The sequence below is a fragment of the Brevibacterium sp. AGC70 genome, assembly GCF_057334195.1.
The window spans coordinates 372,190-383,665 of record NZ_JBHFIH010000001.1 but is presented as its reverse complement, the minus strand read 5'-3'; the positions used below and the strand labels follow the sequence as shown (position 1 = coordinate 383,665).

The 11,476-nt window shown below is 59.2% G+C and carries 9 protein-coding genes; 3 read left to right on the top strand and 6 right to left on the bottom strand.

The window, feature by feature from the left end; all coding sequences use genetic code 11:
- Nucleotides 1–148 precede the first annotated feature (148 nt).
- The gene (gene nrdF / locus ACE03M_RS01730; RefSeq protein ID WP_198396928.1) at nt 149–1,129 is read left to right on the top strand and encodes a class 1b ribonucleoside-diphosphate reductase subunit beta; all 981 of its coding nucleotides are present in this window, start codon (nt 149–151) and stop codon (nt 1,127–1,129) included.
- A 904-nt stretch (nt 1,130–2,033) separates the two neighbouring features.
- Here nrdF and ACE03M_RS01725 read toward each other — a convergent pair.
- The 3 genes from ACE03M_RS01725 to ACE03M_RS01715 form a co-directional block, all read right to left on the bottom strand.
- Entirely contained in the window at nt 2,034–2,273 is a 240-nt protein-coding gene (locus ACE03M_RS01725) for a hypothetical protein (RefSeq protein WP_143924175.1), read from the bottom strand.
- 346 nt (nt 2,274–2,619) lie between these two features.
- Nucleotides 2,620–3,075, bottom strand: coding sequence for a hypothetical protein (locus ACE03M_RS01720; RefSeq protein ID WP_485932410.1), 456 nt, complete (start codon nt 3,073–3,075; stop codon nt 2,620–2,622).
- Nucleotides 3,076–3,199: 124 nt separating this feature from the next.
- Nucleotides 3,200–3,688 carry an FBP domain-containing protein gene (locus tag ACE03M_RS01715; RefSeq protein WP_485932408.1) on the bottom strand — a complete coding sequence of 163 codons (489 nt, stop codon included), beginning with the start codon at nt 3,686–3,688 and terminating at the stop codon, nt 3,200–3,202.
- Nucleotides 3,689–4,235: 547 nt separating this feature from the next.
- Here ACE03M_RS01715 and ACE03M_RS01710 point away from each other — a divergent pair.
- Both ACE03M_RS01710 and ACE03M_RS01705 read left to right on the top strand, forming a co-directional pair.
- Complete coding sequence (locus ACE03M_RS01710) at nt 4,236–4,616, top strand: hypothetical protein (protein ID WP_485932406.1); 381 nt, start codon at nt 4,236–4,238, stop codon at nt 4,614–4,616.
- A 1,138-nt stretch (nt 4,617–5,754) separates the two neighbouring features.
- Nucleotides 5,755–8,151 carry an FdhF/YdeP family oxidoreductase gene (locus ACE03M_RS01705; protein ID WP_143924172.1) on the top strand — a complete coding sequence of 799 codons (2,397 nt, stop codon included), beginning with the start codon at nt 5,755–5,757 and terminating at the stop codon, nt 8,149–8,151.
- On the opposite strand, the gene ACE03M_RS01700 is transcribed toward ACE03M_RS01705, so the two are convergent.
- The 3 genes from ACE03M_RS01700 to ACE03M_RS01690 form a co-directional block, all read right to left on the bottom strand.
- Nucleotides 8,144–9,259, bottom strand: a complete 1,116-nt coding sequence (locus ACE03M_RS01700) for an FUSC family protein (RefSeq protein WP_143924171.1) — start codon at nt 9,257–9,259, stop codon at nt 8,144–8,146. The genes ACE03M_RS01705 and ACE03M_RS01700 overlap by 8 nt on opposite strands.
- A gap of 215 nt (nt 9,260–9,474) precedes the next feature.
- Entirely contained in the window at nt 9,475–9,639 is a 165-nt protein-coding gene (locus tag ACE03M_RS01695; RefSeq protein WP_186293211.1) for a hypothetical protein, read from the bottom strand.
- A 364-nt stretch (nt 9,640–10,003) separates the two neighbouring features.
- Nucleotides 10,004–11,257: a D-alanyl-D-alanine carboxypeptidase family protein gene (locus ACE03M_RS01690; protein WP_485932403.1), complete on the bottom strand. Its 1,254-nt coding sequence runs from the start codon at nt 11,255–11,257 to the stop codon at nt 10,004–10,006.
- Nucleotides 11,258–11,476 lie beyond the last annotated feature (219 nt).

Sequence of the window (11,476 nt, the reverse complement as noted above, 5' to 3'; positions counted from 1 at the left end):
TGTGAACCGGCCCGCTGAATCCATGACCCGGATTCCGCGAGTTGAGTGGACCTGAAGTACGCAGAACTCGCGGGACCGGGCAGAAAGCATTCTCAGTCTGCTGGGCAGACCACACGTACGCACGGCGTACCTGCAACTTGGAAGAGAGATGGAAACGTTGGAGAACCTGACTTTGGCGTCGCATGTCGACGCCATCAACTGGAACCGTGTCATCGATCCCGTCGATGATGACGTCTGGGATCGCCTCACCGGAAACTTCTGGCTGCCTGAGAAGGTGCCGCTGAGCAACGACATCCCCTCGTGGGCGACACTCACGGAGGAGGAGAAGACGCTGACGATGCGCGTCTTCACCGGTCTGACACTGCTCGATACCATTCAGGGCACCGTGGGTGCGATCTCCTTGATTCCCGATGCGGTGACGCCGCATGAGGAAGCTGTGATGACGAACATCGCGTTCATGGAGAGCGTGCATGCAAAGTCATATTCGTCGATCTTCTCGACCCTGTGCTCGACGAAGGAGATCGACGAGGCGTTCCGTTGGTCGCGGGAGAACACCTACCTGCAGTCCAAGGCTGACATCATCCTCAGCTACTACCGAGGCGATGACCCCCTCAAGCGCAAGGTTGCCTCCACACTGCTGGAATCATTCCTCTTCTACTCGGGCTTCTACCTGCCCATGTACTGGTCTGCACATGCGAAGCTGACGAACACGGCGGACCTCATCCGCCTCATCATCCGCGACGAGGCTGTTCACGGCTACTACATCGGCTACAAGTACCAGAAGGGCCTGGAGTCACAGTCTGAAGAGCGCAAACAGGAGCTCAAGGACTACACGATGAACCTCATGTTCGAGCTCTACGAGAACGAGGTCGCCTATACCCATGACCTCTACGACTCGGTGGGTCTGGCCGAGGACTGCAAGATGTTCCTCCACTACAACGCCAACAAGGCCCTGATGAACCTCGGGTACGAAGCGATGTTCCCGAAGGAGGTCACCGAGGTCAACCCGGCGATCCTCGCGGCTCTCTCGCCCAACAGCGACGAGAACCACGACTTCTTCTCCGGCTCCGGTTCCTCCTACGTCATCGGCAAGGCCGAGAACACGGAAGACGACGACTGGGACTTCTGAAACACTAGGTCAGCGGCCCATCCCGGCAGAAATGCTTGGGAGGGCCGCTTTCCTGTATCCACCCACCTGTCGCCGCAGAATTGTCGTTTAAGCACATTTTGAGCCCACTCCGATTCCGTGCCGCATCAATCCGAGCCGCCACATCATCCACATCGGTACTGAATAGGTCGGCGTATACGTCGAGAGTGACCGTCGCCTGATTGTAGCCCGACATGTGCTGCATGACCTACACCGAAGCGCCCTCTGACACCGCGAACGAAGCGGCGGAATGCCGGAGGTCGTGGAATCGAAACCCTGCCGACAAGCTGGCTCGTTTCTTCACGCTCATGAACCACGACTCCTCGGTCTTGGGCGACTACATTGAGGGGATCAGCGTTCCGTCAGGATCTGCCGCAACAACGAGTTCGCGGAACCGCTCGTGCATGAATGCCGGATATCCGACGCTGCGCTCCTGGCTGCGCTCTGGGTCATCATCCGTGCGCTAGTCCAGCCGAGGGCAATACTCGAAGCATCGCAGTATCACTTCTAATCGAGGATCAAGGAGCCTGCACTTCCATTTTCGGAGGTGCAGGCTCTGTCGTTGAGGCGAAAATGCGATATGGCCCTGTGAGTGGTCTCATGAGGCTGTCTCACGAGCAGGTGATGTTTGACTTAGCACAAAGGCCGCTCACTTGGGCCTTACCGTACCGTAGGGCCAACGTGAGACAGAGGCCGGAGGAGCTGGTGAACTCGGAGCGGCGTACAAGTGGGGTGTCTTGTCCCATGTCAGGTGGAAAAGCTCGTCGCCCGGAGGGAAACTCGCGCTGCGAAACCGAGTACTGTCGGCGAACGCGGTGTAGATTGCCGGTATCGACGACGACCCAGCCTTACTCTCGCAGCGGGGGTCTGGGTAGTTGGTCGTTGCTTAGTGAAGTGCCTGCGTGAGCACTTGCTTTTCCCCTAGGTGCGTCTCCCATGTGACTCGCAACTCGCCCGAACGTCGTTGGGCAGCCGGGGCCAGTTCAAACTGGATGTCTTGATTCGGTTGAAGTTCCGGAACGTTGATGTCCTTGAACACCTCACCTGTCACCGCGACGTGATAAACGGCCGTGGTTTCATCGTTGCGTAGTGTGCACTCGCCTTTGCTGTTCTGAGTCAGGTCCATGATTCACCCTTACAGTTCGAATGGGCCCTTATTATACCGAGGGAATTTGTGCCGCTCGCAAGACTATTTCGAGACTACCCGGCGCTGTCAGATTGCGAGACGGTGTGGTCCCAAGGGTGATATTTCTGGTCGCCCTCTGTCCTGCGAGATCGTGCCAAGGTGACAATAGAGGTGATTCCGGCTGCTACCGTCGCAGCGGTTGCAAGGGCAATGGTCAGTCTGATGAGATCACGTGGAATAGCCATGAGACTTAGCCTTCAATGCTGGTCGGCGTCGGGATTGGATTATATCGCCGGTGTCCATGTGCAGACCATCACTTGCTCGTCCGAGTGGTGCCCTTTCGCGCCTACTTGATCCGGTAGGAGTCGCTCGATCGTTGCCGGTTGTCGCGGACGTACCCGGCCACGGCAGTGTATGAGCGGCCGAGCATTGCAGCACGTTCCGCGACCGGCAGGTCCGTGCGGGTGTATGCGACCACAGCATCTTCACATGTCCATGGCTTCCACCGGCTCGTCGCCAACGAGCGGCCGCGTGTACCAACAGCCGGTCGCATACCCCATTCTCTGAACCACTTAACCAACGTCGACTCGTTGACTCCCACAGGGGCAGCAATCTCGGCGATGGACTCACCCGCCTCACGATGCGCAGTCACCTCGTAGCGCACACGATCCTTGGTCTCTCGCATCGTGTACTGCCGTGTCTCGCTCCCGCCAAGGCCGCGTTTATACCTCGCATAGCAGCGCATCCATAGGCCACGCGCAATCGCATCCCGGTCGCACCACACTGCTGCACAAGTACTCATGCTGGGCTCGTCGGTGAGTGCATGGCAACAGAATATCGGACACAACATGGCCCCACCGCGGTTACGGCGGAGCCTATGTTGTTCCGGCGCAGGCTCGGTTGGGCTTGGCAAGCCTAATTGCGGATTATTTCTCGCCTAAAACTCGTTTGACGAAGTTCGTGGCACGCTCGTTGAGTTTGCCGATGCGCATCGATACGTGAGTCTCGAAGTCATTGTGACCTTCAACTGCGCGAGGAGGGTTCCTGACTATCTCGGAACATTCGAAATTGCCATGAATAAGCGTCCCGAGCGTATTGCCGTTCCGCCCCGATGACCCAGCCTTCTTCGCGGTGAACATCCGGACGCCGATGGTCTCGTGCAGGTCCTCGCACCAACTGCACATCGCTTGGGACTTCGATATGGGTACTACCCTTAGCATCAGTCCACGTGGCACGTCGTCTACGGGGACGATGATGTACGCGCGTTGTGGAATTTTCGTATCGGCCCAACCAAAGTATTCGAGTTTCGCCCACTCGACCTCAGCGAGATTAGCTGGCGGCGTGATTTTCTCGGCTTCGCGGCGAGAGGTGTTGATGAAGGACTTCTTTATCTGAGTGGCATTGAGCTGCTGCATGACTGGCTTTCTCTGATTTCAGTTGTTGCCTGAAAGCGAATAGTCGCGGAACCGGTTCAGTTTGGCTTCGGTGGAATCTTGCGCGAACCTCTTTGCGCGCGCTGACGCGCTTCAATCGCATCAAGAAGGACCGCTGAATGGTCGAGGCCGACTGAGAGTGGCTAACGTGGCAATCGCTGACGATGACGAGGAACGGATAGAAGCTAGGTCGACCATGCTCAGGCATGAGTCACCTATCACCCGTCTCGCTGTGAAAGCGTAATACGGGTGATTCTAGAGCAGCAGGACTAGAAGCAGGCCACGAAGGCCACCATTCCCTTATTCTGGCGATCCCAGAAGGCTCGGCGAACGTTTTCGACCTCGACTGTATCCGCGTTGACGATGCCGGTTCAACACAGACCTGTCACGCAAGACTGGTGTCGTGCCCTTCCATCGGGGGCATGTCGCATGCCACCGTGCCTGGTCCTGCACTCGGCCGGGTGAGATACTCAGGCTGGACTGAACATTGAGGGCATGGCTAGAGGGCAGCGGATACATCATAGAACTTATGACCGAATCCGAGGACTACGGCACAGCGACTTGGCGCTACTGGCAGAAGATCCGCAACGCTGCCGACGCCCGTGCGTCATTCCAGGACCGCCCACCCATGCGGGTGCGTGACCGCATCGAGCGGGAGCGTGACGGAGTGGAGGGAGTCGGCGGTGTGGCGACTCGTCAAGGGTTCGATGGTGCGATCTTCGTTGAGTTCAAGGACCGGCGCTGCTCCACGCTGAGCGCGCTGCTCCACGCTGGGCGCGTGGTTGCATGCAGACGACGTGGGGTGGGAGGGGCAGCACGTTTGCTGTCCAGTGCTCAAACAGCGCGCTGTGTGTGGCTAGCCGTTGGTCGATTTGCGGATCCTGAGCCAGCGGTAGATGGCCTGTCGTGATATTCCTGCCGCTCGTGCGACCTTGGATACGTCTTCTATTGCTAGCGCAGCTTCGGACGCGAGTTCCCGCAGCAAAGCCTTACTCGACCGTATGTGTGTGTTCGCAACCTGGAGCCGTCTCAATATCAGGTGTCGGTCTGGCTCGTGATCGTTGCCGACTGAGGTGTCGTCGCGAAGCCATCGGTTCAGAGTCGGAGGGGTAACGCCAGCATTGATGTAGACGCGAGATTTTTTGATTCCTGCTGCCACTGCCCGGCGCGCAAGTTCCCGACGGTGGGCACTTTCGTGTGAGATATTGTCGCGAAGCAGTTCGAGCCGTGTCATGAGCTCGTCGGGAGAAGCGCATTCTATTATTTGCGGCTCATTCCGTTTGGGTGAATTCCGTTTGGGTGAACTGAAGGCTTCTTGTACCGATTCATCCTGGGTAGGGACGGTCTGCGCTTCTCGTCCTGATGCTCGAAGTCGAAATTCGAGAGTGCCGCCGCGACCGACGATGAGGTCAGGATCGTAGCCGTGCTCGGATGCTGCTTCTCGGAGTCGAAAGTACATGTGCTCGTAGAACTGTGGAGTGCAGGTGAAGCGGACCGTGGGGCTTCCGTCAAAGAAGGCGTCGAGCCACTTTTCAATGTGGCGAGGAATCGATGAGAGGTGTGAGACTTGTGAGCTGTCGGGGCGCTCCGAATCCGCGGGCGGCCTCGAAGATTTCATGAGAATACACTACATGCGTTTTGCGAACATTCTGAGGGACTAAAGCACTGTTGTGAAGTTGTTATCGGTCCATGTGTGGTGGCCCCGGAGACATGAGCACAAAACGAGCACACGTGACCTCAGATCACCCACAATCAGCCCCCTGCAGACCCCGGCCAACATCTCCAGGTTTTCAGCGAACGGGGCTCTCACCAGCGCGGCCGATAGAACCACGACTTCTTCTCCGGATCTGGATCCTCCTACGTCGTCGGCAAGGCCGAGAACACGGAAGACGGCGACTGGGACTTCTGAGTGTCCACCTCTTCGCAGGCCCGTACCGCCTTAGTTGGCGAACCGGCCCGGCAACTCCCAGATCCAGGAGTGTGCAGTCCACGGACAACAGGATAGGGTGTGATATATCAATTCCATCTCAAGATCAGAGGCGATCTTCATGACACGTGTGCGTGGGCGAAAAGTCGAATTCGACGATATCGACGAATCCGATCTGGTGGTGACCGAACCCAAGACTGCGGCGGCGGGTCTGAAGGCCGTCGAGGTCTCGTTCGAACGGGGTCTCAAGCAGGGTGGAGCCAGCCGGACCGTGCGGTCGATGCTCCGAGTCAACCAGCCCGACGGCGTCGACTGCCCCGGCTGCGCCTGGCCGGAATCGATCACTGGTGATCGGAAGAAGATCGAATTCTGCGAAAACGGCGCGAAGGCACTTGCCGAGGAGAACACGACACGTGTGGCGACGCCCGGATGGTGGGCACAGCACCCGATCTCCGTTCTCGAGAAGAAGACCGAGTATTGGCTGGGGCAGTCGGGTCGAATCACCCACCCGATGATCATCAGGGAGGGGGAGACACACTACTCGCCCCTCGAATGGTCCGAAGCCTTCGAGATCATCGGTGAACACATTCGGGCCACCGAGCCTGACCGGTCCGTCTTCTACACCTCGGGTCGCACACCCAATGAGACGGCGTTCCTCTACCAGCTCCTGGCCAGGAGCATCGGGACGAACAACCTTCCCGACTGCTCGAATATGTGCCACGAGTCCTCCGGCTCGGCGCTGAGTCCCACAATCGGGATCGGCAAGGGCACCGTGTCCCTCGAAGATCTCAACAAGGCTGAGCTCATCTTCGTCGTGGGACAGAACCCTGGAACGAATCACCCCCGCATGCTCGGATCCCTGGCTGAATGCCGACGCAACGGCGGCAAAGTCGTCGCGGTGAACCCGCTGCCGGAGGCCGGGCTCCTGAACTTCAAAGATCCGCAGACCCCGAAAGGACTGCTGGCAGACGGGGAGCGAACCAGTGATGAGTTCCTCCAGATCCGGGTCGGCGGAGACCAGGCCCTGTTCCAGGCCCTGGGGCATCTGCTGCTCAAGATGGAGGCTGAGGCTCCAGGCACTGTCGTCGATCGTGATTTCGTCGACTCATCAACTGAGGGCTTCGCTTCCTACGCGCAGGCACGAGAGGAACTCGATTGGGACGAGACCGAACTCGCCACTGGACTCAAGCGCGCGGAGATTGAACATGTCGCCGGAATGCTGGCGACCTCGAAGGCCACGATCTTCTGCTGGGCATTGGGCATCACACAGCAGCCGCACTCCGTTGACACGATCAAGGAGATCGTGAATCTGCTGCTCCTGCAGGGAAACTTCGGCAAGCCGGGAGCAGGAGCGTGCCCGGTACGGGGACACTCCAATGTTCAAGGTGACCGTACGTTCGGGGTCTGGGAGAAGCCGAAAGAGGAGTTCCTGCACCTGTTGGACACCGAGTTCGGGATCGATGCGCCCCGTGAACATGGCTACGACTCCACCGAGGCGATGCGGGCCATGGCACGCGGCGATGTCGATGTCTTTATGGCGCTGGGTGGAAACCTGGCGATGGCGAATTCAGACACAGCATTGATGGAGTCCGGTCTCAAGCAGACCGGACTCACGGTACACATCTCGACGAAACCCAACCGCTCACATGTCGTCCACGGCAAGACTTCGATCATCCTGCCCACACTGGGACGCACTGACCGCGATGATAAGCACCCCGGGGGAGCTCAGTTCCTGTCTGTCGAGAACTCCATGTCCGTGGTCAGCAAGACACAGGGACGTTTAGAGCCGGTCTCCGACCACCTGCTGGCGGAGCCTGTCCTCCTTGCCAGAATCGCCGAGGCGGTCTTCGGTCCCGACCATGTGGTGGACTGGAAGGCGATGGCGCAGGACTACGATGTCATCCGCGACCATGCCTCCAGAGTCATCCCCGGAACCGAGAATTTCAACACTCGTGTCCGCGACAAATACGGCTTCGTCCTGCCCAATCCTCCACGGGACGAGCGCTCGTTCGCGACAGAAGAAGGTCGGGCACAGTTCACCACGCGCCAGCTCGAATACCTGATTCCGCCTGAAGGCCACCTCATTCTGCAGACTATGCGCTCGCACGATCAATACAACACCACGTTCTACGGGCTCGACGATCGGTACCGGGGCATCTCCGGCGGCCGGCGCGTAATACTCATCAACCCCGCTGATCTCGCACCTGCGGGCGTTGAGGACAGACAGCTCGTCGATGTCGTCTCCGTCTTCAACGGTGAGGAGCGTCGGGCCGAGAAATTCCGAATGGTCTCTTACCCGACTGCTCGGGGCTGCGTGGCAGCGTACTTTCCCGAAGCCAATGCACTCGTCCATCGTGACCTGGTGGCACGAGAGTCGAACACACCAGGCTTCAAGGCGGTCATGGTCCGCTTCGAGCCACGTGCTGACGACAGAGACGAGGTGGTCGAGGCCACCATGGCCGAGGCCAGCACGGTGCAGAACAGTGCCGAGGCGCCCGCAGCCTCCAGCGTCAGCTAGATTCGCGCGCCGATCGTGCCGAGGCGACGTCATCGACGATGGCGGCGATATGCTGCATGCTTGCGATCAGCGAACCGTAGAGAGCCCAGGAACGCTCGGGGAGGCCGTCATCGTTGGCCATTTTCACCGACAACTGTTCGAGCCGCTTGAAGACCGGTTCGACCTCCGCATCGGGGTCGGCAATCGCCCGTCCTGCGTCCCGGACGATGGAGGTCCACTGTTCGCGGAAGTGAGTGTCCCATTCACCCCTTGCATATGAGCCCTCACGTAGGGTCCGGGTCAGGTGACGCAGATGCGAGATGCCTTCTTCCACCCGCTGCAGGATGTTCTCGTAGTTAGTCTCCTCTGCCGATGACACCGAATCGTGGGCTTCACCGGATGGGTTGCGTCTCCGGCGAACACGATAACGCGGGTTTGCCCTCTGGCTCTCACGAGCGAATCTGACCGACTGCCATGCCGAGCTCAACTCGTGGCTCATCGATTCGGTCTCCTCGAACCAATCATCGGCATCGGCTGTGTCCCAGCCGTCATCCAGTTCATCTGCCATGTCGACCAACATGTCGCCCATGCGACGGTTGATGCTGTCGACATAGCGAGCTGCCTGTTGATCGCGCAGAGGCGGAATCACCAGGAGGTTGACGACGATGCCGACGGCGACGCCGACGCAGAGCTCCAAGATCCGCTCCCCGAGAAAGGGCTGCTGACTGTCGAAGCCGCTGCCGAGGACGAAGATTCCGGTTGTTGCAATCGCAATACCTTCATCGCGGATCCACGGCAGCCGCGCAGCAGTGAGGCCGACCAGGAGCGCGAGAGCAAAAGTCCAGATGCTCACCCCCAGGTAGTTGCCGATGACGAAGGACAAGGCAACACCGAGGGTTGAGGCGATCGTCGACTGCGCTCCGCGAGACAGCGAGCGGTGGACGGTGGCATGGACTGTCAGCAGCGCCGCCCACGGAGCCAGGAACGGCATCTGGGAGTTCAGGACGCTATCAGACAGCCACCAGGCGCCGGTGGCCGCGATCACCGTCTTGACGACCTGAAGAATGTCGGTGACGACTTCGGGACGTCTGGCCAGAAACGATAGCTGGTGTCGTGAGTTCTGCTGCAATGGTCGTCCTTTCGGACAGAATGCATGGAGTTATCACCCTACAAGGCATATATGGTAGCTGACCGGCGTGGGCGAGGGGCAATGGGCGGAGAATGAAAATGCCCGACATTCCTGCAGGTGAAACCTGCGAAATGTCGGGCAGAGCTCAGACTGTCGTGGTTCTCGCTCTGCTTAAAACCCAGCAGTGCGAAGGAAAACCCGACAGACGGCGGCGATCAGGCCGCCAGCGGCGTGATCTCACGCAGCGATGAACCGGTGAACAGCACGACGCGGCCGGTGATGTCACTGATCGTGACTTTGCCGTTGCGGGTGCTGATCTTCGGATCAATCAGTCCTGCATGCTCAATGGCACGCTGGACCCACTGTGGGAACTGAGTCATCGTTCCCTCCTTTCTTAGCTACTTCGTCGAACGGCATGCATCAACGCATGTCGTTCTCATTGTTTTCGTGGTGGCGACGGGGCGGTCGCCGAGGTGCTGGCCGAGTATCGGAGCGAATCGGATGCTGGCCCGCTGAAATGTCACCGTGGTGTGGGTTGATCCTTCACGGTGGGGGATCTGCGATTCGAAGTGAGACAGTGTCCGTGGCGAATCATTTGCAATGTCGAACCTGGATCTGAATTCTCACTCATGAGCGACGTGTCATCGTGCTCAGCGGATCAGATGGTTCAATGAAGCCGGACGACTCCGAACGCAAGACATCAGCTTAACCGCATCGGAAACGAGAAGTCAAAACAGTGGTTGATCAGCGGAAGGTCTTGCCGCGACGCAGACTCAGCAAGATGATGAGCGCGGTGATCAGAAGCGCAGCCGCAACGACCAGCATTCCGACGGGAAGCAGAGTTTCATTCGAGACGCCGAGGATCTTCGCCGAGGCCTTGGACTCAGTCGCCTCGCCACCATCGCCTGAGTCCATCTCGGTGCCGACCGAAGCGGCGTCGGCGCCGCTGGCATCACTGCCGCTCTCCGAAGCAGTCGCATCGGCACTGGGCGTCATCGACTGGCCGACAGGGACGGTCTGAAGAGACTTCGGGTCCTTCTGGGCGAAGTCCCATTCGAGCAGGTCGACCGCGGCTTGGCGGGAGTTGTTGTCGATGCCTAGCATCGTCGAAACCACACGATGCCCGTCGCGTTCGGCAACGGCGATATAGGCACCCTTGGCCTGGCGAGTGAATCCGTTCTTCAGGCCCAACCCACCGTCGATCTGGCCGACGATCTTCGTATGGTTCTGAATTTCGTAGCCCTTGAACTTCTCCTTAGTATCCGGGTTCTTGCCACCCGGGAATTTGTACGTCTCGGTGCTGATGACGTCCATCAGGTAATCGTTCTCGCACACCGCCCACGCCAGCTTCATCATGTCTGAGGCCGTCATGTGCTGTTTCGTGTCGTCGAGGCCTGAGGTGTTGGCTGCGTGAGTGTTCGTCATCCCCAGCTCTTCGGCCTTCTTGTTCATGAGTGCCACGGCCTTCTCCTGGCCGCCGGCGGCCCGACCGAGGGCGTTGGCGGCATCATTGGCACTCGACATCAGCATCGCGTGGAAGAGCAGGTCGACGGTGTATTCGTTCTTCTGCATGAGACCGACCTTCGTGCCGTCGATCTCCATGTCCTCGAACTCTGCCTCGACCTTCTGTTTGGGATCGTCGAGCACGTCGACAAGAGCTAGCGCGGTCAGCAGCTTGATCGTCGAGGCGGGTGCGTGCTTCTTGTCGATATCGTGCGCCGCCTGAACTTCACCCGTGTCGAGGTCACCCACCAGCCACGACGTGCCCACCGGCTGCGGCGGCTTCGCTTCATCGCCGAGGTCCGCCGGTGTTTCGTAGACCTTCTCCTGCTTCTCACCCGGTTGGCCCACACCGTGCGAGGTGCCGGGGTAGAGGACCAGCTGCGCCCCGATCAGCAGCAATGCGAGCATGGCGCTGATGATGAGGCGCACTCCCACGCCGAACGAATGCGAGGCAGTTGTCGTCAGCGACGCAGAGGAAGAGCGGGTAGAAAGCATGCGTACAAGTCTACGACGGTGAAGGAGCAGTCGTCCTCAGGGACTCTCGTGCGATTGAGCACAGCATTTCGACAGTCGAAGTCAGACTGAGCTGGTTCAAACCTGTCTAATCTGACTCAGGCTGGCCAAGTCACCCAGGCGCCCACACGCACACACCCTGGGCGCCCACACCCAGGGCGCCCACACCACTCAACCCCCGCGGGGACGCGAAAGGGGGCC

What these genes read in the sequence shown, in the direction of transcription:
- ACE03M_RS01695 (WP_186293211.1), bottom strand. Translation starts at nt 9,639, where the DNA reads ATGACTCAGTTCCCACAGTGGGTCCAGCGTGCCATTGAGCATGCAGGA.
- nrdF (WP_198396928.1), top strand. Translation starts at nt 149, where the DNA reads ATGGAAACGTTGGAGAACCTGACTTTGGCGTCGCATGTCGACGCCATC.
- ACE03M_RS01690 (WP_485932403.1), bottom strand. Translation starts at nt 11,257, where the DNA reads ATGCTTTCTACCCGCTCTTCCTCTGCGTCGCTGACGACAACTGCCTCG.
- ACE03M_RS01725 (WP_143924175.1), bottom strand. Translation starts at nt 2,273, where the DNA reads ATGGACCTGACTCAGAACAGCAAAGGCGAGTGCACACTACGCAACGAT.
- ACE03M_RS01710 (WP_485932406.1), top strand. Translation starts at nt 4,236, where the DNA reads ATGACCGAATCCGAGGACTACGGCACAGCGACTTGGCGCTACTGGCAG.
- ACE03M_RS01715 (WP_485932408.1), bottom strand. Translation starts at nt 3,688, where the DNA reads ATGCAGCAGCTCAATGCCACTCAGATAAAGAAGTCCTTCATCAACACC.
- ACE03M_RS01705 (WP_143924172.1), top strand. Translation starts at nt 5,755, where the DNA reads ATGACACGTGTGCGTGGGCGAAAAGTCGAATTCGACGATATCGACGAA.
- ACE03M_RS01720 (WP_485932410.1), bottom strand. Translation starts at nt 3,075, where the DNA reads ATGAGTACTTGTGCAGCAGTGTGGTGCGACCGGGATGCGATTGCGCGT.